Raw genomic sequence first — 26145 nt, 5'->3', positions numbered from 1 at the left:
CGGGCTCGGGCGTAGCGGGCTCGGGCGTAGCGGGAAGGAAAAGACGTGGCGGATCGCGAAGAGACGGTGGGATACAAGGGTCCCGCCGGTGGCTGGGGGTCCGTCAAGGGCATGTCGAAGGTGCTCGCGAGGGAGCGCAACCACCCCGCCGCGCTCGCCCAGCTCGCCCGCCAGAACAAGCCCAAGGGGTTCATGTGCACCTCCTGCGCATGGGGCAAGCCCGCCGAGCCGCATCCGTTCGAGTTCTGCGAGAACGGCGCGAAGGCAACGCTGTGGGACCTGACGCCCAACCGCTGCACGCCGGAATTCTTCGCGAAACACAGCGTGAGCGAGCTGAAGGGCTGGAAGGACTACGACCTCGAGCATCAGGGGCGCCTGACCCATCCGATGCGCTACGACCATGCGACCGACCATTATGTCGAATGCAGCTGGGACGAGGCGTTCGCCGCGATCGGGGCCGAGCTGAAGGCGATGGACCCGAAGAAGACGATCTTCTACGCATCCGGCCGGGCCAGCCTCGAAACATCGTATCTCTGGGCGTTGTTCGCACGGCTCTACGGCCACAACAACCTGCCCGACAGTTCCAACATGTGCCATGAGACGACCTCGGTCGCGCTCAAGAAGACGATCGGCGCGCCGGTCGGCACCTCGATCCTCGACGATTTCGAATCGTGCGACGCGATCTTCTTCTTCGGACAGAATACCGGATCGAACAGCCCGCGCTTCCTCCACCCCTTGCGCGAGGCGGTGAAGCGCGGGTGCAAGGTCGTGACGTTCAATCCGGTGAAGGAACCGGGACTGATCGCCTTCACCGATCCGCAGAACCCGTTCGAGATGGCGACCCGGACCAGCACGAACATCTCGTGCCAATATCATCAGGTGCGCCCCGGCGGCGACGTGGCGGTGCTGATCGGCCTTGCCAAGCATGTGCTCGCCGCCGAGGACAAGAGCTGGGCCGAGCGCAAGGTCCATGTCCTCGACGTGGATTTCATCGCGCAGCACACCAACGGCTTCGATGCCTTCGCCGCGATGGTCCGCGCGACCGACTGGGCCGATATCGAGCGCGAGAGCGGCCTGACGCGCGCCGCGATCGAAAGCGCGGGGCAGGTCTATGTCGAGGCCGACCGGACGATCGGCATCTACGGCATGGGCCTGACGCAGCAGGTCCATGGGTTCGACAACGTCGCGACCTATGTCAACCTGCTGTTGATGAAGGGCAATATTGGGCGCGACGGGACCGGCATGTCGCCGGTGCGCGGCCACAGCAACGTGCAGGGGCAGCGCACCGTCGGCATCTCCGAAAAGCCGGAGCTGGTGCCCAACGACCGGCTGCGCGAACTCTACGGTTTCGATCCGCCGATGGAGCATGGCCATAATACCGTGACCGGCTGCGAGGCGATACTGAAGGGCGAGATCGACGCCTTCCTGTCGCTCGGCGGCAATTTCATCCGTGCGATCCCCGATCTGGAGCGGCTGGAGGCCGCGTGGCCGAACATCCGCCTGACGGTGCAGATCGCGACCAAGCTGAACCGCAGCCACCTGATCAACGGGCAGGTCGCCTATCTCCTCCCCTGCCTGGTGCGGACCGAGGTGGACGTGCAGGCCAGCGGCGAGCAGATCGTGTCGATCGAGGATACGTTCAGCCACATCCACGGATCGATCGCCACCCATCCCGCCGCCAGCCCGCACCTGAAGTCGGAGATCGCGATTGTTGCGGGCATCGCCAAGGCGACGCTGCCGCCCAATCCGAAGGTCGACTGGGACGGGTGGACCGGCGACTATGCCAGGGTCCGCAAGCAGATCGAGTTGACCTATCCGGAGGAGTTCCACGATTTCGAGGAGCGCATGTTCACGCCGGGCGGCTTCTATCGCGGCAATTCGGCGCGGGAACGGGTGTGGAAGACGGAGAGCGGCAAGGCCGAGTTCACCGTGCCCCAATCGCTGTCGGGCACCGACATTCCCGATGCGCCGGGGCGGCTGCGGCTGGTGACGCTGCGCTCGAACGACCAGTTCAACACGACGATCTACGGCTATGACGACCGGTTCCGCGGGATCAGCGGCACGCGCGACGTGGTGCTGCTGAACCCGAGGGAGATCGCGAAGGCGGGCCTGCGCAAGGGGCAGATCGTCACGCTGGTCGGCGACGGGGACGACGGCATCGACCGGCGGGTGGCAGGGTTGAAGGTCGTGCCGTTCGACCTGCCCGACGGGTGCATCGCGGGCTATTATCCCGAACTGAACCCGCTGATCCCGATCGGCTGGCATGACAAGGAATCGATGACCCCGGCGGCGAAGGCGGTGCCGGTGAAGATATTGGCGTAGGGTCACGCCGATCCCGCGCCCGTACCCCCGCGCAGGCGGGGGTCCAGGGTTTCATACAAGGGACGTTGCCGTATATCGCTCTGGACCCCCGCCTGCGCGGGGGTACGGTGTAGAGACTGTCCGGACGCCTGGTTGCAGGACGCTTGCATGACCGCCCCCACCCGCCCCGCCCCGTTCACCCGCATTGCCGGCGACGGCACCGCCTCCCCCGCCGAGCGCATCGTCGCCAGCGAGACGCCGGTCGCGATCGAGGTCGACGGGCTCGGCTATGCGGTGCTGATGGCGACGCCAGCCGACCTGCCCGACCTCGCCACCGGCTTCGCGCTGGCCGAGCGGCTGATCGACCGCGCCGGGGAACTGGTCGAGGTGGATGCGCATGCGACCGCGAACGGCATGCTGCTGCGCCTGATGCTGATCCCCGATCGGCACGAACGGGTGGCGGAGCGGGTGCGCCACCGCGTGTCCGAATCGTCGTGCGGGCTGTGCGGGATCGAGAATCTCGAACAGGCGCTGCGCCCGTTGCCGCGCGTCACCGCCGCGACCGCCGCCACGGCGCATGCGATCTTCGCCGCCGCACAGGGCTTGCGCGATCACCAGCCGCTGACCCGCGCGACCGGGGCGGCGCATGCCGCGGCGCTGTGCGCCGCCGACGGCACGGTCCGGCTGGTGCGCGAGGATGTCGGACGGCACAACGCCTTCGACAAGCTGATCGGCGCGATGCGGCGGCAGGGGCTGGACTGGGACGGCGGCTTCGCGCTGCTCACCTCGCGCTGCTCGTTCGAGCTGGTCGAAAAGGCGGTGCTGGCCGATTGCCCGCTGCTCGCCACCCTGTCGGCGGCGACCGCGCTGGCGCTGGAGCGCGCCGCCGGGGCGGGCCTTGCGCTGCGCACGCTGGTGCGCGCCGATGCGATGCTGGCGTCGTGATGCGGAGATTGGGCGCGATCCTCGCGGGGGGGCGCTCCAGCCGGTTCGGCAGCGACAAGGCGCTGGCGCTGCTCCACGGTCGCGCGCTGATCGACCGGGTGGCCGATGCGCTGCGTCCGCAGGTCGACGCGCTGGTCGTCGTCGGTCGCGATCATCCGGGCCTCACCGGCACGCCCGATCGCCCGGCCGCCGATCTTGGCCCATTGGGCGGGATCGCCGGGGCGCTCGCCCATGCCGCCGCGCACGGCTTCAGCCATGTGCTGAGCGTGCCATGCGACGCGCCCGACCTGCCGGACGATCTGCCGGCACTGCTCGGTGAGCCACCGGCCTGTCTGGCCGATTTGCCGGTCGTGGGGCTGTGGCCGAGCGCCGCGCTGGCGGAACTCGATGCGCTGCTCGCCGGACCGGGGTCGCGGTCGGTGCGTGCCTTCGCCGACCGCATCGGCGCGCGGGCAGTGCCGGGCGGCGGCATCGCCAACGTCAACACCGCCGACGACCTTGCCCGCATCGCCGCCGCGGAACGGCGCTGACACGCCCGCGAACGCCCGATATAGCGAAGCCGTGAGCGACCTGTTCCTGATCCTGCGCGCCGGCGCCGTGCGCCTCGGGCTGCCGTTGGCGGCGGTGCGCGAGGTGCTGCCGCTGCTGCCGGTCGAGGCGGTGCCGGGACTGCCGCGCCCGCTGCTGGGGTTCGTCGACCTGCGCGGCGATATCGTCGCGGTGGTGCAGCCGCTGGCGCTGCTCGACCCGCAGGCGCCGCTGCCGCCGGTGGCGCTGTCGGCGCACCTCGTCCGGCTGCGCGGGGACGATGCACCGTGCCTGCTGGTCGATCGTGCCGAGGATGCCGTGCAGGGTGCGCCGCAGCCGATCGATCCGGCGCACAGCCTGCACGGCACGGTGACGGGCGAACTCCCGCTGGGCGAGGGCACCGCGCTGGTCATCGATTCCGCCGCGCTGCTGCTCGCCGCCGAACGCGCCGCGATCGCCCGGCTGGCGACGGCGGCGGCGGCGCGGCGCGACCAATGGGCCGCCGCATGACGCCCACCGACCCCGGTTTCGCCGAGATCAAGGCGCTGGTGATCGAGCGCACCGGCCATCATTATTATGCCGACAAGGACGCGCAGCTGCTCGAGCGCATCGTGCAGCGGATGGCGGCGCGCGGCGATGCGACGCTCGCCGCCTATCGCGACCGGCTGCGGGACGGCGACGGCGACGAATGGCCGCAGCTCGAAAGCGCGGTCACGATCAACGAGACCTTCTTCTTCCGCTTCGCCGAACAGTTCGCCGCGCTGCGCGACCGCATCCTGCCCGACCTGATCGCCGCACGGGCCGGGGAACGGCGGCTGCGCATCTGGAGCGTGGGCTGCTCGACCGGCGCGGAGGCGCATTCGGTCGCGATCCTGCTCGCCGACCTGCTGGGCGAGGCCATCGGCGAGTGGCGCATCCAGCTGACCGGCACCGACATCGACGATGCGGCACTGGCGGCGGCGCGGCAGGCGGAATATTCGTCATGGGCGCTGCGTACGATGGGCGAGGGGGAGCGCGCGCGACTGTTCGACCGGCACGGCGAACGCTACCGGCTGAAGGACGCCTATCGCGGGATCGCGCGGTTCGAGCGGCACAACCTGATGGCGATGATCGCCGATGCCGCCCCGCTGCATTTCGCCGACTACGACCTGATCCTGTGCCGCAACGTGCTGATCTATTTCAGTCACGACCATGCGACGCGGATCGTCGGCGCGCTGGCCGAGCGGCTGGCGGAGGGCGGCGTACTGCTGCTCGGCCATGCCGAACCCAATCCGGCGTTCGACGCGGTCGCCGATCCGGTGCAGCTGGGCGGGGTGCTCGCCTATCGCCGCAGGGGCAGCGTGCCCCCGCCGCCGGTCGCGCAGGTCGTATCCGAACCGCCTTCGCCGCGCATCACCCTGCCCCGTCCGGCGCGCCCGATGCCCAGGGTCGCCCGGCCCGTCCCCGCCCCCGCCCCGCCGCCGGGCGAGCCCGCCGGACGCGATGCTGTCGCCTGTTACCTAGCAGCGCTGTCGGCGATGGCGCTGGGCGAACGCGCCGTGGCGGAGCGCGGGTTTCGCGACGCGCTGTATCTCGATCGCTCGTTCGCGATGGCGCATTATCTGCTCGCGCGGAACCTGCTGGCCGACGGGCGTACCGACGATGGCCGCCGCAGCCTGACCAACGCGCTGCGCCTCGCCGCCGCGCTGCCGCCCGATGCCGAACTGGCCGAGGGCGACGGGATGACCGCCGGTGCGCTCGCCGCCGCCGCCCGCCATGCGATCCGTACGCTGTGAGCGGCATCGACATCATTGCCGAGGGGCTGGACCCCGCCGCCGTCGCCGCCGTGCTGCGCGCCCGGCAGCGGGCGCTGGCCGCGCCCGACGCCGGTCCGGCCGCCGCGCGCGAGACGTTGCTGGCATTCGCGCTGGACGGCGTGGCCCATGCGCTGCCGATCGCGGCGGTGCGCGCGGTGGCGGCGGTGCCGCCGATCGCCGCCGTGCCGCAGGCTCCCCCGGCGCTGCTCGGCCTCGTCGCGTGGCGCGGGACCGTGGTCAACCTGTTCGCCCCCGGCCCGGCGCTCGGACGGGCGGCGACGACGCCGGGCGCGATGATCCTGCTGCGGCACGAAGCGCCGCGCATCGCGCTGGCGGTCGATACGCTGACCGGCGTGGTGACGGCGGCGGCGGCGGACGGTGTCGCGACACACTTGTCGCGGCTGGTCGCGACCGATACCGGCCATGTCACCCGTATCGAACCGGCGCTGCTCGTCGAACTGCTGCTCCCGCCCCGTCTTCAGGAAGGATAAGCCTTGTCCGTCTCCACCCGGATCGCAGCGGGCTTCGCCGCGATCACCGCCATCCTGCTGGCGCTCGGCGTCTATGCCCTTACCCAGATCGGCGAGGTGCGGACCACCGTCGACCAGATCGTCGGGCGCGACCTCGCGTCGATGCAGGCGCTCAGCCGGATCGACCAGGCGCTGGCCCGCAAGGTGGAGGCGCGCGGCGCGATCGTCCGCGCGTTCCTGACCAACGACGCGGCGGGCATCCGCGAGGGCACGACGGCGTGGCGCGGCGCGATCGACGATGCGACCCGCGGCATCGCCGAGCAGCAGCGCGCCGCCGAAAGCTATCGCACCAACGCCATCACCGGGTCGCGCGCGGAGCAGTGGACCCGGATGGTCGCGCAACTGGGCGATGCCGAGGAGGCGCTGTCGCGCACCCGCGGCGACGTGGAGGCGCAGCTCGCCGCGATCCGCGCGGGCGACCGCGAGGCGGTGCTGGCGAGCGAGACCAGTATCGCGCGCGATCACGCCGCGACTGTCGCCCGCGTCGCCCAGGCGCGCGAGACGCTGAACGTCGCGATCCAGCGCGGCAGCGAGGCGACGCGCGAGGTGTATGAGGCGAGCCGTCGCTCGATCCTGCTGGGGCTGCTGGCGGCGATCGTGGTCAGCATCGTCGTCGCGGTGACGATCCGCCGCTCGATCGTCGGGCCGCTGGGCGAGTTCATGGGCTTCGTCGGGCGGATCGGCGGCGGCGACCTGTCGCACACCACCGATGCGACCGGGCGCGACGAGCTGGGGCAGCTGGGGCGGACGCTGAACGAGATGGTCGGCGGGCTACGCACCATCGCGACGCAGAACCGCGCGGCGACCGAGAACCTCAACGCCGCCGCGACCGAGATCCGCGCATCGACGCAGGAACAGGCGGCGTCGGTCGAGGAACAGCTCGCCGCCGTGCAGGAAACCGCCGCGACCGTGGACGAGATCACCCATAGCGGCGCGCAGATCAGCCGCCGCGCGCAGGAGGTGATCGCCGCGGCACAGGCGACCGCACAGGTCAGCGACAACGGCCTGACCGCCGTCGCCGACACCGCCCGCGCGATGGACGCGATCCGCGATCAGGCCGAAGCGGTGGCGACCAACATCGTCGCGCTGTCCGAAAAGACGCAGGCGATCGGCGACATCATCGCGACGGTCAACGACGTGTCCGAACGCTCGCACCTGCTCGCGCTCAACGCCTCGATCGAGGCGGCGGCGGCGGGCGAGCAGGGCCGCAGCTTCGCGATCGTGGCGGCGGAGATGAAGATGCTGGCCGATCAGGCGAAGGGCGCGACGAAGGGCGTGCGATCGATCCTGGGCGACATCCAGCGCGGCATCAATTCGTCGGTGATGCTGACCGAGGAAGCGGTGAAGCGCATCGCATCGGGCAAGGAACGCACCGATCAGGGCCATGCCGCGATCGAGGAACTGGCGATGCGCGTGCAGGAGAACGTCCAGACCTTCCAGCAGATCGTCGCATCGACCAACCAGCAGCAGATCGGCATCGAACAGGTGACGATCGCGCTGCAGAACATCCGCCAGGCGTCGCAGCAGACCGCCGCCTCCACCCGCCAGCTCGACCAGGCGGCGGGCGACCTGTCCGACCTGTCGCGCACCCTCGTCTCGCTCACCGAGCGCTATCGCCTGTAGGCCGCGGCGATGGACGAGCTTCAGGCCGAACTGCTGGCGGCGTTCGCATCGGAGCTGGCCGAGCATATGGCGGGCATCCGCACGGCGCTGGCCGATGCCGATGCGGGCCGCGCGGTCGACCTGCGCGAATTCAGCCGCCGTGCCCACAGCCTGAAGGGCGCGGCGCGCGCCGTCGACCTGCCCGATACCGAAGCGGCGGCGCACGAGATGGAGACGCTGTTGCTGGCGGTCGAGCGCGGCGAACGCCCGCTCGACGCGCCGCTGGTCGCCGAGCTGCGCGTGCTGGCCGACGCGATCGAGGACGGGGCGGCACCGGCCGCCGACGCGCCCAGGGAAGCCGAGCCCGACCGCCGCGTCGCCATCGCCGGGCACCGCGTCGAACGGCTGGGGCGGTCGCTGGGACTGCTCGCAACGCAAATCGCCGAACAGGGCGTCGTGACCGACCGGTTGCAGGCGCTTGCCGACGATCTGGCGCAGATCCAGACGCTGGCGCTGGCCACGGGCAATGCCGAACTGGTCCGGCGCCTCGCCCAGGCCACGGCCGAGGCGGGACGCATCCGCCGCGTGCATGGCCGGTTGCTCGGCGCGCTCGACCGTTCCAGCGCCGAACTGGAGCGCGACGGCGAGCGGTTGTTGCTCCAGCCGATCGGTACGCTGTTCGACGGCTATGAACGCACCGTCCGCGATCTGGCCGGGGCCGAGGGCAAGGCCGCGCGGCTGGTCCTGCCCGAGGTGGAGGGCGAAGCGGACCGGCGGGTGCTGGCGGCGCTGCGCGATCCGCTGCTCCACCTGCTGCGCAATGCGGTGCGCCACGGGATCGAGCCGCCGTCCGAACGACGGGCGAAGGGCAAGGGCGAGGAAGGGCTGATCGCGATCGACGTGCGGATCGATCGCGGACGGATGACGCTGACCCTGCGCGACGACGGGCGCGGGCTGGACGATGCCGGGATCGAGGCGCGCGCACGCACCGCCGGGCTGATCGCGCCCGACGCCCCGCGCCCGCCGCGCCGCGCTCTCCATGCGCTGCTGTTCGAGCAGGGCTTCTCGACCGCCGAACGGCTGGATGCGGTGGCGGGGCGCGGCATCGGCCTGTCGGTGGTGGCGGAGGTCGCGCGGCGGCTGCACGGATCGGCCTCGATCCTGCCCGCGCCCGGCGGCGGCACCGCGATCCGCCTCGTCGTGCCGCTGGCGCTGACCCGCCGGACGCTGTTGTTCGTCGAGGTGGGCGCGACGCGCTGCGCGGTGCCGACCGATGCGGTCGCGCATGTCCGCCGCGTCGCGCCCGCCGACCTGCAACCCAGCGGCGGGCAGACGATGCTGCTGGTGGACGACGCGCCGGTGCCGGTCGCGCGGCTGGGCGACGTGCTCGGCATCGCCCACGGCGAGGGCGGCAGCGCCGACGCGCTGGTACTGTCGATGGACGGGCAGCGCCGCGTCCTGCTGGTCGATGCGCTGCGCGAGGTGCGCGCGCTGCTGGTCGGCGATCCCTCGGCGATCGCCGCCGATGCGCCGCTGGTGCTGGGCACCGTGCTGGTCGACGGGGCGGTGGTACTGGTGCTCGACCCGGCGCAACTGGTGCGCGACCGGCCCGGCATGGCGCTGTTGCCGGTCGCGCCCGCCGCCGCCGCGTCGGTCCAGAAGACCATTCTCGTCGTGGACGATTCGATCACCACCCGCACGCTGGAGCGCAGCATCCTCGAGGCGCAGGGCTACCGCGTGCTGGTGGAGGTCGACGGGCTGGCCGGGCTGGAGCGGCTGCGATCGGGGATCGACGCGATCGACCTGCTGGTCGCCGATGTCGAGATGCCGCGCATGGACGGTTTCGGCCTGCTGGGTGCGGTGCGGAACGATCCGGCGCTCAAATCTTTACCCGTCGTCATGATGACCTCGCGCAACAGTCCCGACGATATCGAGCGCGGACTGGCGCTGGGGGCCGATGCCTATGTCACCAAACAGGACTTCGATCAGGGCACGCTGATCTCCGTGGTCCAGCAACTGCTCTGAAGCGCCGATGGAACGCCGTACCCGCCCCGCCCGCGTGATGATCGTCGAGGATTCGGCGGTCGTGCGCACGCTGCTGACCCATATCGTCGCGGGCGATCCGCGCCTCACCGTCGCCGCCGCCGTCGCCAGTGCCGAGGAGGCGATCGCCGCCATCCCCACCGTCAGGCCCGACGTCATCTCGATGGACATCCGCCTGCCCGGCATGGACGGGCTGGCGGCGACGCGGCGGATCATGGCCGATCATCCGACGCCGATCGTGGTCGTATCCGGCAACATCGATCGCGGCGAACTGGGCAGCAGCATGGACGCGCTGCGCGCGGGCGCGCTGTCGGTGGTCGAGAAGCCGGTCGGCCTGGCGGACGCCGCCTATGCGCAGGTGGCGCACGAGATCCGCACGCAACTGGCGATCATGAGCGAGGTGGCGGTCGTCCGCCGCCGCCTGCGCGAACCGCTGCCGCCGCCGGTGGTGCCGCCCCGGACCCGCGATCCGCGGATGCTGCTCGTTGCCGCGTCGACGGGGGGGCCGCCCGCGCTGGCCCGGCTGTTCGCGGCGCTCCCCGCCGATCTGCCGCTGCCGGTGCTGCTGGTGCAGCATATGGGCGCCGGTTTCATGCCGGGCTTCGCCGGCTGGCTCGACAGCGTCGTGCCGCAGCGGGTCGAACTGGCGCGCCATGGCGAGACGCCCCGGCGGGGCACGATCCATGTCGCGCCGGGCGACGCGCATCTCACCATCGCGCGCGGCGGCACCATGGCGGTTTCGACCGATGCACCGGTCGGCGGACAGCGCCCGTCCGCCACCCGCCTGATCGAAAGCGCCGCGACCGGCCTCGACGGCGCGGCATTGGCGGTGGTGCTGACCGGCATGGGCGACGACGGCGGCGAAGGCGTGCGCGCGCTGCTGGCGGCGGGCGGATCGGCGGTGGCGGAGGATGCCAGCAGCGCGGTCGTCTATGGCATGCCTGCCGCCGCGCACCGGGCGGGCGCATTGTCGCTGCCGCTCGGCATGATCGCGCCGCATCTGCGCCGGATCATGGACCGCACCGGATGAGCGACGGCGCATCGATCCTGCTGGTCGAGGATTCGGAGACGCAGGCGCTGCAACTGCGCCGCATGTTCGAGCGTGCCGGTTTGCGGGTCGAGCGCACCCGCGATGCCGAAGCCGCGCTCGGCGTACTGGCGTCGCACCGGCCCGACCTGCTGGTCGTCGATTATCGCCTGCCCGGCATGAACGGCGACGAGCTGGTGCGCATCGTCCGCCAGACCAGCGCCACCCGCGCGCTGCCGGTCCTGATGCTGACCGGCGACGACGCTTCGGAGATCGAGCGGCAGGGGCTGGACAGCGGGGCCAACGCCTATGTGCCCAAGGGCGGCGGCGGCGAGCTGATCGTGTCGCGCATCCGCGCGCTGCTGCGCCAGTCACCCGGCCGCCCGGTCGAGGATGCGCCCGCCCCCGCGCTGCGCCGTGCCCGGCTGCTGCTGCTGGGCGGCAGCGAGGCCGATCGCGACGGTTTGCGTGCGCGGCTCGGCGCGGACGGCTATGCGGTCGGCGATCTGGGCGATGTGGCGGCGGCGCTGGCGGCGATCGATGCCGATGTCGCGGACGGCATATTGATCGTGGCGCACGACGGCGCGGACCGCTTCGCCGCCACTACCCGGCTCGACGCCCGCCGGATCGAGCGGGCGAGCGGGGTGGCGCTGGTCGCGCTGACCGACGATGCCGAACCCGCGACCGTGCTGGCGGGGCTCGCGGCGGGCGCGGACGACGTGGTGTCGCAGGGGCGCGGCGGCGACATGCTGCTGGTGCGCATCCGCGCGATCGTCCGCCGCAAGCTGGCCCGCGACGAGGAGGCGGCGGGCATCGCCCGCGACCGGGCACAGGCGGTCGCACTGGCGCAGGCGCGCGCCGAGGCCGAATCGGCGGAACGCCTCGCCAACGCCAACGCCGAACTGGCCGGGGCCAACGCCCTGCTGCGCGAGACGCAGGCGCAACTGGTGCAATCGGCCAAGATGGCGTCGCTCGGCGAACTGGTCGCGGGCATCGCGCACGAGATCAACAATCCGCTGGCCTTCATCCTCGCCCATCAGGCGACCGTCGAGCGCGCGGTCGGCGCGGCGCGCACCGCCACCGACGACGAACGGCGCGACGCGCATCTCGCCAAGGCGTCGGACCGGCTGGAGTCGATCCGCACCGGGCTGACCCGTATCCAGGAGCTGGTGGTCAAGCTGCGGCGCTTCTCGCGGCTGGACGACGGCGAGGTATCGCGGATCGACGTGCCGGAGGCGATCGATGCGGTGCTGACGCTGCTGGCCCCCCGGCTCGGCACCGTCGCGGTGGCGCGCGACTATGGCCCGGTCCGGCTGCTCGAATGTTCGGGGGCGCTGGTCAATCAGGTGGTGATGAACATCGTCGCCAACGCCGCCGACGCGGTCGATCCGGCGGCGGGGCGGATCGCCATATCGACCCGATCCGAAGGCGGGCAGTTCGTGATCCGCATCGCCGACAACGGCCCCGGCATCCCGCCCGACCGGCGCGAGCGCATCTTCGAGCCGTTCTTCACCACCAAGGACGTGGGGGCGGGCACCGGCCTCGGTCTCGCCATCGCGTACGGGGTGGTCCGCTCGCACCACGGCACGATTACCGTCGATTCCGCCGGGGAGGGTGGCGCGGCGTTCACAATCAGGATACCGGAACGACCATAATGGAAACTGCCGGTCCCCCGCCCCTGCTGCTGCTGGTCGACGACGAGCGCGAGATCCTTGTCGCGCTGACCGACCTGCTGGAGGACCGCTACCGCGTGATCGCCACCGGATCGCCGGTCGAGGCGATCGAACTGGTCGCCGCCAATCCCGACATCGCGGTCATCGTGTCCGACCAGCGCATGCCCGAGCTGACCGGCAGCCAGTTCCTCACCCGCATCCGGGGCGTCAGCGATGCGGAAGCGATCCTGCTGACCGGCTATGCCGATCTGTCGGCGGTGGTCAGCGCGCTGAACGACGGCGCGATCAGCGGCTATGCCAACAAGCCGTGGGACGCCGATGCGCTGGGCGCGATGATCGACGCGGCGGCGGAGCGGTTCGCGCTGCGCCGCGCGCTGGCGTTCGAGCGTGCCGCCTTCGACGGACTGATGCGCGGCTCGCCCGACCGAATCGCGATCATCGACCGCGGCGGGCGGGTGGTGCGCGGCGATGGGGTACCGGACGAACGCGATCTGGCGGCGCTGGCCGAGGATCGCGTCGACGAGGAGGACCGCCACAGCGGCGATGCGGCGAGCGGCGAACGCTGGGCGCATATCCAGCGCATTCCCTTCGGCGAGCCCGGCCATCGCTTCCTGCTCAGGATCGAGCGCGACGATACCGAACGCCGTCTGGCGCAGCGGCGGCGGCACCAGTCGGAAAAGCTGGAGGCGCTGGGCACGCTGGCAGGCGGCATCGCGCATGACTTCAACAATCTGCTGGCCGCGATCCTCGGCAATCTCGAACTGGCGACGCGGCGGATCGACGATGCCGATCGCCTGCCGCGCCATCTTTCCGCCGCGACCGAGGCGGCGGGCCGCGGCAGTGCGATCACCCGGCGGCTGCTGAGCTTCAGCCGCCAGCGCGACCTTGCCGCCGAGACGTTCCGCCCCGACGCGGCGATCCGCGCGGTCGAGGAGCTTATCGTGCGTACCGCCGCCGCGCGCATCCGCCTGTCCTACGACTTCGCCGATCCGACATGGTCGGTGCATACCGATCCGGGCCAGTTCGAGCTGGCGATCCTGAACCTCGCGATCAACGCGCGCGATGCGATGGGCGGCGAGGGTGTGGTGGGCATCGCCACCGCCAACATCCCCGACGCGACCGGCATGGCGGAGGGGCTCTCCGGCCCGTTCGTGCGCATATCGGTCAGCGACACCGGTACCGGCATCGACGAAGCGGTGCGCGCGCGGGTGTTCGAGCCGTTCTTCACCACCAAGGCGCAGGGGGTCGGCACCGGCCTCGGCCTGCCGATGGTCCGCGCGATGGCGCAGGCGGCGGGCGGCGACGTGACGATCGACAGCACGCCGGGCGAGGGCACCACGATCCACCTGTGGCTGCCCTGCGTCGCCGCCGAAGCGGATGCGCCGCCCGCCCCGCCCGCCGGGCCGCTGGCCCCGCACCACATCCTGCTGGTGGAGGACGATGCCGAGGTCCGCGACGTCGTGACCGCGCAGCTGGAGGCGATGGGCCACCGCGTCACCGCCGAATCGACGGCGGCGGGCGCGCTGGCGCGGCTGGAGCGGTGCGATTGCGCCGACATGATCATCACCGACTATGCGATGCCCGCCCTGTCCGGCGTGGCGCTGGCCGAACGGGTACAGGCCTGCTGCCCCGGCCTGCCGGTGCTGCTCATCACCGGCTTCGCCGAGATCGGCGGCGCGATCGACCTGCCGGTGCTGACCAAGCCGTTTTCGAGCGAACAGTTGCAGGCGGCGCTGGTCGCGGCGCTCGGCCCCGCGGAATAACGCAAGAGTCTGGTCCACTTGCGCGGAAGCGGTACCGGCCCGCTCCGGCTTCGCTGGATCGGACTCTATCCGGCGCAGCGCACCCGGCGGATCGGCGCGCCCTCGCCCATGATCGTCAGCCGGTCGCCGTCCAGCGTCAGCGACTGGTGGGTGGTCCACGTTTCGCCCTCGCCCGAATAGCGCGCGTCGATCGTCACGCCAGCCCCGCCGGGCGCGACCGCCGTCACCTCGCCGACGCTCTCGTGGAAGCGCAGTTCGCGCAGGGAAATGGTCACGCCCTCGATCGACGTCGCAGGTGCCGCGCAGGCGGCGGCGTCGCGATCCCAGCGGCCGAGGAACCGCGCCGGGATCGTTACCGGCGACGCAACCGGCGTCGGAAAGGCACAGCCCCGCACCGGCGGTCCGCCGATCTCCAACATCCCGCTGAACGGACGCGGTTCGCCCGACATGTCGTCGGTGCAGGCCTTGTTCGTCACCGTCACGACCAGTCCCTCGGCTCGCCAGCGACGACCGCCCGCGACCGCCTCCTGCGACAGGATCGGCAGGCGTCGCTCGGGGCTGTCGACGCCCGACAGCCGGATCGTACCGCCGTCGACCACGGCCCGGTAGAACGGTTCGTTGGTCGTGACCGAAACCGCCGCCGGCAGCGTCGGACTCCTTGCCTGCGCGATCGGGGTGAGGGACGGCGCAGGCGAAGGCTGCCCGTTCACGGTCGGCATCGGCGACGGCTGCTGCTGCGTCGCGCCGCCGCCGCACCCGGCGAGCGATGCGATGGACAGCGCCAGCAGCGCCCTGCACGGAAAAATATCCATCGAATCACTATCGCGCGGTCGCGTCGCCTTGGCAAATCGCGCCATTCCCCGGGTCTTGCGTCCCGGTGACGATCCGAAGCCGATCGATACGCAAACGACCGACCGTTGGATCGCTGCGACGGGCGACGGAACGGCTAAACCTCCGACAATTGAACCCGTTCCCCCGGTCGATTAATTAAAATGCTCAACGACATTGTGAGGGCATGGATGCAGGACGCAGAGGTTCGGTCGCGGCGGGCGGTGCTGAAGGCGGCGGGCGGGATCGCCGGCCTGATGCTGGCGCAGGGGTGCGCCCGTCCCTCGATCGCACCGGTCGCCAGCCTGCCGCCCGCGCCGATGCCGCGGGCATATGCGCCGGTTCCTGCTGCACCGGTACGGACGATGGCCGCGCCGCCGACGGTGAACGCCGCGCTGTTCGAGCGCGCCCGCGCCGCGCTGGATCGCCATGCGGGGCAGATCCGCCGCAGCGACCGCATCGCCATCGCCGACTTCGCGCTCGATTCCACCCATCCGCGCTTCCAGTTCATCGACATGCACAGCGGCGTCGTCTCGGCGATGCGGGTGACGCACGGCAGCGGATCGGACCCGGCGCATCGCGGGCGGCTGGAGCGGTTCAGCAACGTGCCCGATTCCAACGCGACCTCGGAAGGCGCGTTCACCACCGAGAACTACTATATCGGCAAGCATGGCCGGTCGCAGCGGCTGGTCGGGCTCGATCCGACCAACGACAATGCGCTGATGCGTGCGATCGTGATCCACGGCGCATGGTATGCCAATCCGGAGATGATCGCGCAGCACGGCAAGCTCGGTCGCAGCCAGGGTTGCTTCGCGGTCGCCGAGGGCGATCTGGCGCGGGTGTTCGACCTGCTCGGCGAAGGGCGGATGCTCTACGCAGCGAAGGTGTAGGACAAGGGACCGGCCGCTTCGTTCCCAGGTTCCGGACCGTTCGTGTCGAGCGCAGTCGAGACACCGCGCGATCCGCTTGCGGCACGTCCCTCGACTTCGCCCGGGACGAACGGACGGGGAGGTGGCCGTGCCCGGTCGTTCATAACGCACTGATTGATATACCCAAATCAACCACCCGCCCCTTCGCGCTGGCCCGCCCCGGCCCGATCCGGTAAGGATCGCGGCCATGACCGAGCATCGCTTCCATTCGATCCACACCCACGGTTTCGTGCGTGTCGGTGCCTGCACCCCGGCGGCGAGCGTCGGCGATCCGGCGGCCAATGCCCGCGCCGCGATCGCGCTGGCCCGCGAGGGGCATGACGCGGGGGCGGACCTGCTGGTCTTCCCCGAACTGAACCTCACCTCCTATGCGATCGACGACCTGCACCTGCAGGACGCGCTGTGCGCCGCGACCGAGGAGGCGCTGGCCGAGGTCGTCGCCGCCAGCGCGGACCTGACCCCGGTCCTGCTGCTCGGCGCGGCGCTGCGGCGGAACGGGCGGCTGTACAACTGCGCGATCGCGGTGGCGCGCGGGCGCATCCTCGGCGTGGTGCCCAAGACCTATCTGCCCAACTACCGCGAATATTACGAGAAGCGCTGGTTCGCCACCGGCGTCGGCCTGACCGGGCTGACGATCACGCTCGCCGGACAGGCGGTGCCGTTCGGCACCGACCTGCTCTTCGCCGCCGCCGACCTGCCCGACTTCGTGTTCCATGCCGAGATCTGCGAGGATTACTGGGCGCCCCTCCCCCCCTCGACGGCGGGTGCGCTGGCGGGGGCGCTGATCCTGTGCAACCTCAGCGCGTCGAACATCGTCATCGGCAAGGCGCGCGAACGCGAACTGCTGTGCGCCTCGCAATCGGCGCGCACGCTGTCGGCCTATGTCTATTCGGCGGCGGGCCGCGGCGAGAGCACGACCGACCTCGCGTGGGACGGACAGGGCATGATCCACGAACTGGGCGAGCTGCTCGTCCAGTCGGAGCGGTTCGACCGCGCGAGCGGCGTCATCTATGCCGATGTCGATGTCGCGCGGCTGCGGCTGGAGCGGATGCGCACCGGCACCTATAACGACTGCGCGGCGGCGAACGGGCATCCCGAAACCCGCTTACGCACCGTGACCTTCGATCACCGGCCGTCGTTCGCCGACATCGGCCTGAAGCGTCCGGTGCGCCGCTATCCCTTCGTCCCCAACAATCCCGCCGCGCTGGACGACGACTGCTACGAGGCGTTCAATATCCAGGTGGAGGCGCTGCGCCGCCGCCTGCTGGCCTCGGGCGCGCGGCAGCTGGTGATCGGCGTGTCGGGCGGGCTCGATTCGACCCATGCGCTGATCGTCGCGGCCAAGGCGTTCGACCGGCTGGGGTGGGAGCGCAGCCGTATCCTCGGCTTCACCATGCCCGGCTTCGCGACCGGCGAGGCGACGAAATCCAATGCATGGACGCTGATGCACGCGCTCGGCATCACCGGCGCGGAGATCGACATCCGCCCCGCCGCGCGCCAGATGCTGGCGGACATGGACCACCCCTTCGCGCGTGGCGAGGCGGTGTACGACGTGACGTTCGAGAATGTGCAGGCGGGGCTGCGCACCGACTATCTCTTCCGCCTCGCCAACCAGCGGCAGGGGATCGTGCTGGGCACCGGCGACCTGTCCGAGCTGGCGCTGGGCTGGTGCACCTATGGCGTCGGCGACCAGATGAGCCATTACGGCGTCAACGCGGGCGTGCCCAAGACGCTGATCCAGTATCTGATCCGCTGGGCGATCGGCACGCACCAGTTCGATGCCGCGACCGATGCGGTGCTGGATGCGATCCTCAATACCGAAATCTCACCCGAGCTGGTGCCCGCGGGCGACGACGGGCGGATGCAGAGCACGGAGGACCGGGTCGGTCCCTATGCCCTCAACGACTTCTTCCTCCACCATATCGCCCGCGCCGGGCAGGCCCCCTCGAAGGTCGCGTTCCTGTGCCGGCATGCGTGGGCGGACGCAGCGGCAGGGGCCTGGCCGATCGGCTTCCCCGAGGAGGCGAAGGGAGCCTATGACCTGCCGGTGATCGCGGCGTGGCTGGAGAAGTTCCTGTGGCGCTTCTTCCAGACCAGCCAGTTCAAACGGTCGGCGCTGCCCAACGGGCCGAAGGTATCGGGCGGCGGCGCGCTGTCCCCGCGCGGCGACTGGCGCGCGCCGTCGGACGGGACGGCGGCGCCGTGGGTGGCGGAGCTGAAGGCCGGGTTGCCGCCGCTGTAGGCAAGCGCCCGCCCCCTACCCCTGCGCCCGCGCCGTCCTTTCCGAAGCCGATCCGCCCAGTGCCCAGCGCAGCACCCGCGCCATGCCCTGTGCGCCGGTGCGGGCCGCCACCCGCACCCCCGCCCCGCCGCGATCGAGGTCGAGCAGCCCCCGCGCCCAAGGCCGCAGCAGGTCGATCGCCGCGCCGGTGTTGACCGCGCCGAATCCTTTCAGCAGCGGGTTCGGCAGCGGCTGGCGTACCAGCGCGTCGCGTACCGCCTGTGTCCGGTGGTCGAACCGCAGTTCGCGCCGCATCGCGGTCAGATAGGCGTCCACCGCCGCCCGGCTGTCCGGCACGTCGCGCGCGCCCAGCCGCTCGGCGACCACGACATTCTCGGCGAAATAACGGTCCTGATCGCCCGCCGACAGGCCGGGATCGCGATAGCGCAGATAGCCGCGTAGGAATGAGTCCACCTCCGCGACATGCACCCACGTCAGCAGGTGCGGATCGTTGGCGTCGTAGCGCGTGCCGTCGGGCAGCATCCCGTGCACCCGGTCGTGGATGCCGCGCACCCGCGCGATCAGCCGTTCGGCCTCGGCGGTGCTGCCATAGGTGGTGGCGGCGATGAACTGCGCGGTCCGCTTGAGCCGCCCGAGCATGTCGCGGCGGAAGTCGCTGTGGTCCCACACCCCGGCCAGCGCGCCCGGATGCAGCATCTGGAGCAGCAGCGCGGCGGTGCCGCCGATCATCATCGACGAGAAGTCGCCGTGCACCCGCCAGCTGACCGACCCCGGCCCGAACAACCCGTCGTCGCCCGGCGGCCGGGTGAGGTCGATCGCACCGTCGCCCGCGCCGGTCAGCGCGCGGATCTGGACAGCGATGGCGTGGCGCAGGGGATTCATGCCGGGTCAACGCCTTGTGCGGGCCGCCGGGTCCGTATCGCAGGCGGAACTATTCGGCCGTTCCCGGCTTCATGCCGGACACATAGCCGGTAGAATGCGCCCGATGGACAATTCCGACTCCTCAGAAACCGGCGCACGCGGCGGCCCCCCGCCCTCGATCGCGCCCGGCGACGGCGACATGACCGATCCGCACAACGAAATCTTCTTCGCGGCGGTCAAGACGACGCGGATGCCGATGATCGTGACCGATCCGCACCGGCCCGACAATCCGATCATCTTCGCCAACCCGGCGTTCATCAACATGACCGGCTATGGCTGGGACGAGCTGATCGGGCGCAACTGCCGGCTGTTGCAGGGGCCGGACACCGACCCCGACACGATCGCCGAGGTCCGCCGCGCGATCGAGCAGCAGCGCGAAACGTCGGTCGAGGTGCTGAACTACAAGAAGAACGGCAGCGCCTTCTGGAACGCGCTGTTCGTCTCGCCGGTGTTCGACAAGGCGGGCAAGCTCCGCTATTTCTTCGCGTCGCAGCTCGACGTCAGCCGCAGGCGCGATGCCGAGGACGGCCTGCGCCAGGCGCAGAAGATGGAAGCCGTCGGCCAGTTGACCGGCGGCATCGCCCACGACTTCAACAACCTGCTGACGGTGATCCAGGGGTTCACCGACATGCTGCTGAACCAGGTCGAGCGGGCCGACGAACGCCCGATCGATCCGGGTCGCGCCCGCCGCTCGCTCCGCGCCGTCATGGAGGCAGCGGAACGCGGCGCGGGGCTGACGCAGCAGTTGCTCGCCTTCTCCCGGCGGCAGAAGTTGCAGGGGCGCGTGGTCAACGTCGACGATCTGGTCGAGGGCATGATCCCGATGCTGGAACGCACGCTCGGCGACGGGGCGATCCGGATCGAGATGAAGCGCTGCGGCCAGGACTGCAACGCGCGGATCGATCCGGTGCAGGCGGAAACCGCGATCCTCAACATCCTGCTCAACGCGCGCGACGCGATGCCCGGCGGCGGCACGATCCGCATCGTCGTCGACAAGGCGCATGTCGATCCCGGCGACGAGGGGTTCGGCGACGTGGCCAGCGGCGACTATATCGAACTCGCCATCGCCGACACCGGCACCGGCATGTCGCCCGACATCCGCGATCGGGTGACGGAGCCGTTCTTCACTACCAAGGACCAGGGCAAGGGCACCGGCCTCGGCCTGTCGATGGTCTATGGCTTCATGAAGCAGTCGAACGGCGCGCTGCGGATCGAATCGGAGGAAGGTGCGGGCACCACCATCCGCCTGTTCTTCCCCGCCGTGGACAGCGCCGCCGAACCGATCGCCCACCGCGCGCACCGGGCCGAAGCGGATTCGCAGGGCAGCGAGACGATCCTCGTGGTCGAGGACCAGCCCGATGTCGGCGATCTGGCGGAGGCGATCCTCGTCGACTTCGGCTATCGCGTCCTGCGCGCGGCAAACGGCCCCGACGCGGTTCGCATCATCGAAAGCGGCCAGCCGATCGATCTGCTCTTCACCGACCTGATCATGCCCGGCGGCATGAACGGGGTCACGCTGGCCCGCGAGGCGCGGCGGCAGCGCCCGCGGCTCAAGGTGCTGCTGACCACCGGCTATGCCGAGGCGTCGATCGAGCGCGTCGATGCGCGCGGCGCCGATTTCGATCTCATCAATAAGCCGTACAAGCGCGTCGATCTGGCGGCGCGGGTACGGCAAGTACTTGATGGACCCACCGGAGTCGGTTGATAAGGCGGCATAGCCGGCGAAAGGCCGTGTCGATCCGCGCGATGCGGGTGGAGAGTTGATCCGGAAAGGCCATGGTTTGGCGACCAGTCCCGAGTTCGAGTCCCTGGCGGGTTCCTCCGCAGCGCAAAGCCCTTCCGAACTCGGACAGGATCTGACCGCCTGCGATCGGGAACCGATCCATATCCCCGGCGCGGTCCAGCCGCATGGAACGCTGCTGATCGCCGATGCGCAGGACGGCACGATCGTCGGCGGGGCGGGCGATTGCAGCGGCCTGTTCGGTTCGGCATGGCTGGGGCGTCCGCTGGCCGAGGTGCTGGGCGACGGCGGCGTCGCCGCGCTGACCGACGGGGGCGGCACGCACCTGCTCGACCCGGCGGTGGAGGGCAGCCATTCGGCGGTGGCGCACCGCGAGGGTGGCCATTGGCTGATCGAGCTGGAGCCGCGCAATCCGGGCGCGCCGGGCACCGACGATGCGCTGGCATGGATCGGGCGCGGCAACGACGAGTTCAGCCGCGCCATCGACCTCGACGATCTGGCGGCGCGGGCCGCGACGATCTTCGCCGACCTGACCGGGTTCGACCGGGTGATGATCTATCGCTTCCTCGACGATGATTCGGGAAAGGTGGTGGCGGAACGCCATGCCGCCGACGTGCCGGGTTTCCTCAACCATCATTTCCCCGCGTCCGACATTCCGCGGCAGGCGCGCGCGCTCTATATCCGCAACCGGGTGCGGGTGATTCCCGACGCGGCCTATACCCCGGCACCGATCGTCGGACGCGATCCCGCGCTGGCCGCCGTCGACCTGAGCGACATCGGCATCCGCGCGGTATCGCCGATCCATATCCGCTATCTCCACAACATGGGCGTCGCGGCATCGGCATCGGTGTCGATCGTCAAGGACGGGGTATTGTGGGGGCTGGTGGCATGCCACCATCGCACGCCCCGACCACTGTCCTACCTCCAGCGCAAGACCTGCGAACTGATCGCCGCCGCCTTCGCGCAGCAGGTGCGTGCGAAGGAAGAGGCCGCCGAATATCGCGAGCGGCTGCGGATGCGTGCCGCCGAGGATGCGCTGGCCGTCCGCCTCGCGCAGGACAACGACCCCGATCAGGTCGCGCCGCTGATCGGCCACGAACTGCAACGCATGTTCGCCGCCGACGGCTTCGCGCTCCACCGCGGCACGCAGCTCCACACCACCGGCCATGTCCCCGCGCGCGAGGACATCGCCGAACTGTCCGCCTGGGTCCGGCAGCAGGGGATCAGCCCGCTGCACACCGCCAGCCTCGAACAGCGGCTGCCCGCTGCCCGTGCCTATCGCGATCTTGCCAGCGGGCTGCTGGCGATCGTGCTGTCGGTCGACGAACCGGCCGTGCTGCTGTGGTTCCGGGCCGAGGCGCTCCAGACGGTCAAATGGGCGGGCAACCCGCACAAGGCGGTCGAGGCGACGCCCGGCGAGCAACTGACCCCGCGCGCCTCGTTCGCGGCGTGGAGCGAGGAAATTCGCGGTCGCGCCCGGCCATGGTCGACCGCCGAGATCGAAGCGGCGCACCGCCTGTCGCGGATGCTGTTCGACCTGCGCCAGCGTCGCCGGATCGGCGAGCTGAACCGCGAACTGAGCCGCGCGGTCGCCGACAAGGACGTGCTGCTGGCGCAGCAAGACACGCTGATCAAGGAGGTCAACCACCGCGTCCAGAACAGCCTGCAACTCGTCGTCGCGTTCCTCGCGATGCAGGCGAGCGCCGAGAATGACGAGACGCTGACCCGCCATCTGGGCGAGGCGCAGCGGCGGCTGTCGGCGGTCGCGCTGGTGCATCGCCGCCTCTATTCCGACGACAGCGTGACCTCGGTCGATCTCGGGCGCTATGTCGAGGATCTGCTGGGCGAGATGCAGTCGTCGATGGGCGCCGAATGGCAGGGGCGGCTGACGATGGACGTCACGCCGATGCTGATAAACCCCGATGCGGCGGTGCAGGTCGGGCTGATCCTCGTCGAGCTGGTCATCAACGCCCAGAAATACGCCTATGCGGGCAAGCCCGGCCCGATCGCGGTGACGCTGGAGCGGTTCCGCAACCGCTTCCGCCTGACCGTCGCCGATCGCGGACAGGGACGCACCGGCACGCGCAAGGGGTTCGGCACGCGCATGCTGACCGCGATGGTGCAACGGCTCGACGGCACGATCGAGGAAAGCGACAATGCGCCGGGGCTGCGCATCACCGTGTCCGCGCCGGTCGGCGTTCCCGACGACGCATGACCGCCTCCACCGCGCTGCGCGCGGCGACGGCGGCGGCACATGAGGCGGTCGATGCCGCCTATGGCCGCTTCGACCTGACCGATGCGGCGAGCTATACCGCGTTCCTCGTCGCTCATGCCCGCGTGCTGCCGCCGGTCGAGGCGGCGTTGGCGGGTAGCGGGGTAGTACCGACGTTCCGCCCTCGCGCCCAGGCGCTTGCCGCCGATCTGGCGGCGCTGGGCTCCTCCACGCCCGATCCGCTTGCGGTCACGATCGAGCGCGATCCGGCGGCGGCATGGGGGACCTTCTACGTCGTGGAGGGGTCGCGGCTGGGCGGGGTGATGCTCGCGCGGCAGGTGGGTGGCGGGCTGCCGACCGCCTATCTGTCGGCAGGGCACGGATCGGGCGACTGGCGGAGGGTCCGCGCGTCGATCGATGCGGCGGACACCGGCGGCGACTGGACCGCGCGGGCAGTCCGTGCGGCGGAGCGGTGCTTCGCGTGGTACGCGCAGGCGGCGGCGGTACCGCCGGACCGGCATTTCGCGCAGTAGGTCAGCCGCCGAACGGGTAGGTCTTCACCGATGGCGGGAGCGGTGGCGGACTGAGTCCCCTTGACTGCGCCGTCAGCAGGTCGATGATGTCTGCGACCAACGCGCCGTCCGGATGATGATCCGCGCCCGACAAGGCGAATGATGCCCCCTGTTTGCGGCTGTGTACCGCCGCATTGTGCAATTCATTCGCCATCGCCGGGGGGACGACATCGTCCACGGTCCCATGCAGCAGGAAATACGGTTCGTCGAGCGCCGCGACCGCGGCCAGATTGTCGTAGCGATCCGCAATGAAGGCACGCGCGATCCGGGGAGCCATCGCCCTGAGGCGGGTAAATGTGCCGATCGTTATCAGGGCGTCGAGCCGCTGCCGCATCGCCAGCCCGAATGCCACCCCGCCGCCAAGGCTGTGGCCGACGACCAGAACCGGCCTGCGCTGCGACCGGGCCTTGGCGAAGGCATAGAATGCGTCGGCATCCTGCGCGATTCCGGCTTCCCCGGGCGTGCCCGGGTTGCCCGAATATCCCCGATATTCCGCGGCGATGATACCATAGCCACGCTGCGCCAGGGGTGCGAACCACCGCACGGCTTCGTCCGCGCCGCTTCCGTTTCCATGGAAAAGAAGAATCAGCGGACGGTCGCTGCGACCTCGCACTTCGATTCCGGTCAGTTCGGTTCCATCCGCCGCCCTGACGCGGATGGTGTCCGCTTCCGCAGGAAGGTTCGTCATGTCGAGGCGATGCGTCGGCGGACGATATATCTGGTCGCGGAACATCTGGCCCGACGCGGGGTACGCAACGACGGCGCCCAGGACCGCCGCAACCATGGCAATGGCTTCAGGACCACGCAAAGCCCTGGCTCGATCGGGAACCCATACCATTACGCCCCCACCTCCTTCGGCGGACCCGCAGCTACGACGCCGTAGCGGCCGATCGAGGAGCGCATAGCATGAAATAAGGCGCGGCGGCCATTGGCCACCGCGCCCTAGCCACACATCGGCAGACCGTCCGGCTTCACCCGCGGCGTCATGCTGCCGCGCGAGCCGCGTTGCCACACCAGATACTGGCATCCCGTCTCCGGATCGCGCCAGACGCGGACCGTCCCCCTGGCACGGCCCGAACCGATCCTGCCCTCGGCGGTGGCGGCGTTGGTCGCATCGGCATCGTCGGGCGATTCCGACCGGTCGCAGCCGCCCAGCACTGCCGCACCCACCAGGCACGCCGCCGCCATCATCGTCCGCATATCCGTTCCCCCGCATCCATCGCCCGTCGATCCTACCGCCCGCCCGCCCGGGTGCCAAGCCGAACGCAAAAAGGGCGCGGCGACCGCAGTCGCCACGCCCCTTTCGTCGGTCGACAGCGGCCCGTCGCACGATTACTCGGCGGCGGTCGCCTTCGCCGGGCGCGGATCGCGGCGTTCGGCGATACGCGCCGACTTGCCGGTGCGGCCGCGCAGATAATAGAGCTTCGCGCGACGCACGACGCCGCGGCGCACGACCTCGATCGAATCGATGTTCGGCGAGTAGAGCGGGAAGACGCGCTCGACGCCCTCGCCGAAGCTCATCTTGCGGACGGTGAACGACGAGCCCATGCCCGCGTTCGAGCGGGCGATGCACACGCCTTCATAATTCTGCACGCGGGTCCGCTCGCCTTCGACGACCTTCACGCCGACCTTGAGGGTGTCACCGGCGCGGAATTCGGGGATCGACTTCGATTCGAGGAACTTGGCGATCTGTTCCGCTTCGAGCGTCTGGAGGAGGTTCATTGCTTCTGACCTTCGTCTTTTCTGTGCGCGCCAGAGGGCGACTGGACCCGAGCATCGACATGACGCTCCCACAGGTCCGGCCGCCATAGCCGGGTATCGGATTCCGAACGTGCCTTGCGCCACGCCGCGATCCGCGCATGATCCCCCGACCGCAACACCTCGGGGATCACACGCCCTTCCCAGTCATAGGGTCGGGTATATTGAGGATATTCGAGGAGGCCGCTTTCAAAGCTCTCTTCGATACCGCTCGAAGCCGCGCCCATTACGCCGGGAAGCAGCCGAACGCAAGCATCCAGCAGTACCAGCGCCCCCATTTCGCCGCCCGACAGCACGTAATCGCCGATCGCCACCGGTTCGATCGCGCGCGCCTCGAACAGACGTTCGTCGAACCCCTCGAACCGGCCGCACAGGATCACCGCGCCCGGCCCCTCCGCCAGCGCGCGCACCCGCTGCTGGGTCAGTTGCGGCCCCCGCGGGGTCATCGCCAGCACCGGCCTGCCCGGCGCCACGCTGTCGAGCGCGGCGGCGAGCACGTCGGCGCGCAGCACCATGCCCGCGCCGCCGCCTGCGGGCGTATCGTCGACCGAGCGATGCTTGTCGGTCGCGAAGTCGCGGATCTGCACCGCATCGAGCGACCAGCGCCCCTCGCGCAGCGCACGGCCCGCCAGCGACAGCCCCAGCGGGCCGGGGAACATCTCGGGGTACAGCGTCAGGACGGTGGCGGCGAAACTCATGCCCGCTCCCCTGCCAGCAACGCCCGCGGAACGAAA

22 protein-coding genes are annotated in these 26145 nt (G+C 70.5%); 16 read left to right on the top strand and 6 right to left on the bottom strand.

Annotation, left to right across the window (positions count from 1 at the left end):
• Window positions 1-45: 45 nt before the first annotated feature.
• From ABLE43_RS10080 to ABLE43_RS10030, 11 genes are all read left to right on the top strand, one after another.
• Window positions 46-2322 (top strand): FdhF/YdeP family oxidoreductase, encoded by a 2277-nt coding sequence (locus tag ABLE43_RS10080; RefSeq protein ID WP_348978367.1) that lies wholly within the window; start codon window positions 46-48, stop codon window positions 2320-2322.
• Window positions 2323-2469: 147 nt separating this feature from the next.
• Window positions 2470-3246, top strand: coding sequence for a formate dehydrogenase accessory sulfurtransferase FdhD (fdhD, locus tag ABLE43_RS10075; RefSeq protein WP_348978366.1), 777 nt, complete (start codon window positions 2470-2472; stop codon window positions 3244-3246).
• Complete coding sequence (gene mobA / locus ABLE43_RS10070) at window positions 3246-3776, top strand: molybdenum cofactor guanylyltransferase (protein WP_348978365.1); 531 nt, start codon at window positions 3246-3248, stop codon at window positions 3774-3776. The genes fdhD and mobA overlap by 1 nt, the downstream gene beginning before the upstream one ends.
• 31 nt (window positions 3777-3807) lie before the next feature.
• Window positions 3808-4284: a chemotaxis protein CheW gene (locus ABLE43_RS10065; protein ID WP_348978364.1), complete on the top strand. Its 477-nt coding sequence runs from the start codon at window positions 3808-3810 to the stop codon at window positions 4282-4284.
• Window positions 4281-5549: a CheR family methyltransferase gene (locus ABLE43_RS10060; protein WP_348978363.1), complete on the top strand. Its 1269-nt coding sequence runs from the start codon at window positions 4281-4283 to the stop codon at window positions 5547-5549. The genes ABLE43_RS10065 and ABLE43_RS10060 overlap by 4 nt, the downstream gene beginning before the upstream one ends.
• The gene (locus tag ABLE43_RS10055) at window positions 5546-6061 is read left to right on the top strand and encodes a chemotaxis protein CheW (RefSeq protein ID WP_348978362.1); all 516 of its coding nucleotides are present in this window, start codon (window positions 5546-5548) and stop codon (window positions 6059-6061) included. The genes ABLE43_RS10060 and ABLE43_RS10055 overlap by 4 nt, the downstream gene beginning before the upstream one ends.
• Before the next feature lie 3 nt (window positions 6062-6064).
• Complete coding sequence (locus tag ABLE43_RS10050; RefSeq protein WP_348978361.1) at window positions 6065-7723, top strand: methyl-accepting chemotaxis protein; 1659 nt, start codon at window positions 6065-6067, stop codon at window positions 7721-7723.
• Window positions 7724-7732: 9 nt separating this feature from the next.
• Entirely contained in the window at window positions 7733-9727 is a 1995-nt protein-coding gene (locus ABLE43_RS10045; protein WP_348978360.1) for a hybrid sensor histidine kinase/response regulator, read from the top strand.
• A 7-nt stretch (window positions 9728-9734) separates the two neighbouring features.
• On the top strand, window positions 9735-10775 hold the full coding sequence (locus tag ABLE43_RS10040; RefSeq protein ID WP_348978359.1) for a chemotaxis protein CheB: 1041 nt from the start codon (window positions 9735-9737) through the stop codon (window positions 10773-10775).
• Window positions 10772-12427: an ATP-binding protein gene (locus tag ABLE43_RS10035; RefSeq protein ID WP_348978358.1), complete on the top strand. Its 1656-nt coding sequence runs from the start codon at window positions 10772-10774 to the stop codon at window positions 12425-12427. Before ABLE43_RS10040 ends, ABLE43_RS10035 begins: the two co-directional genes overlap by 4 nt.
• Window positions 12427-14208 carry a response regulator gene (locus tag ABLE43_RS10030; RefSeq protein ID WP_348978357.1) on the top strand — a complete coding sequence of 594 codons (1782 nt, stop codon included), beginning with the start codon at window positions 12427-12429 and terminating at the stop codon, window positions 14206-14208. Before ABLE43_RS10035 ends, ABLE43_RS10030 begins: the two co-directional genes overlap by 1 nt.
• Window positions 14209-14273: 65 nt before the next feature.
• On the opposite strand, the gene ABLE43_RS10025 is transcribed toward ABLE43_RS10030, so the two are convergent.
• Window positions 14274-15020, bottom strand: a complete 747-nt coding sequence (locus ABLE43_RS10025; RefSeq protein ID WP_348978356.1) for a hypothetical protein — start codon at window positions 15018-15020, stop codon at window positions 14274-14276.
• A 180-nt stretch (window positions 15021-15200) separates the two neighbouring features.
• Between ABLE43_RS10025 and ABLE43_RS10020 the strand changes: the two genes are divergently transcribed.
• Together ABLE43_RS10020 and ABLE43_RS10015 are read left to right on the top strand one after the other, a co-directional pair.
• The gene (locus ABLE43_RS10020) at window positions 15201-15926 is read left to right on the top strand and encodes a murein L,D-transpeptidase catalytic domain family protein (protein ID WP_348978355.1); all 726 of its coding nucleotides are present in this window, start codon (window positions 15201-15203) and stop codon (window positions 15924-15926) included.
• Window positions 15927-16152: 226 nt separating this feature from the next.
• Window positions 16153-18207 carry an NAD(+) synthase gene (locus tag ABLE43_RS10015; protein WP_348978354.1) on the top strand — a complete coding sequence of 685 codons (2055 nt, stop codon included), beginning with the start codon at window positions 16153-16155 and terminating at the stop codon, window positions 18205-18207.
• A gap of 15 nt (window positions 18208-18222) precedes the next feature.
• On the opposite strand, the gene ABLE43_RS10010 is transcribed toward ABLE43_RS10015, so the two are convergent.
• Complete coding sequence (locus ABLE43_RS10010) at window positions 18223-19089, bottom strand: oxygenase MpaB family protein (RefSeq protein ID WP_348978353.1); 867 nt, start codon at window positions 19087-19089, stop codon at window positions 18223-18225.
• 103 nt (window positions 19090-19192) lie between these two features.
• Here ABLE43_RS10010 and ABLE43_RS10005 point away from each other — a divergent pair, with 103 nt between their 5' ends.
• The 3 genes from ABLE43_RS10005 (at window position 19193) to ABLE43_RS09995 (ending at window position 23614) form a co-directional block, all read left to right on the top strand.
• A complete protein-coding gene (locus ABLE43_RS10005; protein WP_348978352.1) occupies window positions 19193-20833 on the top strand; it encodes a histidine kinase famiy protein in 1641 nt (546 codons plus the stop codon).
• A gap of 76 nt (window positions 20834-20909) precedes the next feature.
• A complete protein-coding gene (locus ABLE43_RS10000) occupies window positions 20910-23084 on the top strand; it encodes a histidine kinase dimerization/phosphoacceptor domain -containing protein (RefSeq protein WP_348978351.1) in 2175 nt (724 codons plus the stop codon).
• Complete coding sequence (locus ABLE43_RS09995) at window positions 23081-23614, top strand: biliverdin-producing heme oxygenase (protein WP_348978350.1); 534 nt, start codon at window positions 23081-23083, stop codon at window positions 23612-23614. The genes ABLE43_RS10000 and ABLE43_RS09995 overlap by 4 nt, the downstream gene beginning before the upstream one ends.
• Window position 23615: 1 nt before the next feature.
• Here ABLE43_RS09995 and ABLE43_RS09990 read toward each other — a convergent pair whose 3' ends face one another.
• The 4 genes from ABLE43_RS09990 to trmD all read right to left on the bottom strand — a co-directional run bounded on the left by ABLE43_RS09990 (window position 23616) and on the right by trmD (window position 26109).
• Window positions 23616-24491 carry an alpha/beta hydrolase gene (locus tag ABLE43_RS09990; protein WP_348978349.1) on the bottom strand — a complete coding sequence of 292 codons (876 nt, stop codon included), beginning with the start codon at window positions 24489-24491 and terminating at the stop codon, window positions 23616-23618.
• A gap of 104 nt (window positions 24492-24595) precedes the next feature.
• Window positions 24596-24853 (bottom strand): DUF6440 family protein, encoded by a 258-nt coding sequence (locus ABLE43_RS09985; RefSeq protein ID WP_348978348.1) that lies wholly within the window; start codon window positions 24851-24853, stop codon window positions 24596-24598.
• A 132-nt stretch (window positions 24854-24985) separates the two neighbouring features.
• Window positions 24986-25375, bottom strand: coding sequence for a 50S ribosomal protein L19 (gene rplS / locus ABLE43_RS09980; protein ID WP_056497824.1), 390 nt, complete (start codon window positions 25373-25375; stop codon window positions 24986-24988).
• The gene (trmD, locus tag ABLE43_RS09975) at window positions 25372-26109 is read right to left on the bottom strand and encodes a tRNA (guanosine(37)-N1)-methyltransferase TrmD (protein ID WP_348978347.1); all 738 of its coding nucleotides are present in this window, start codon (window positions 26107-26109) and stop codon (window positions 25372-25374) included. The genes rplS and trmD overlap by 4 nt, the downstream gene beginning before the upstream one ends.
• Window positions 26110-26145 lie beyond the last annotated feature (36 nt).

Origin of the sequence: Sphingomonas silueang, from assembly GCF_040049155.1 — a bacterium.
GTDB lineage: Bacteria > Pseudomonadota > Alphaproteobacteria > Sphingomonadales > Sphingomonadaceae > Sphingomonas > Sphingomonas silueang.
This window is presented reverse-complemented; position numbering and strand designations above follow the sequence as displayed.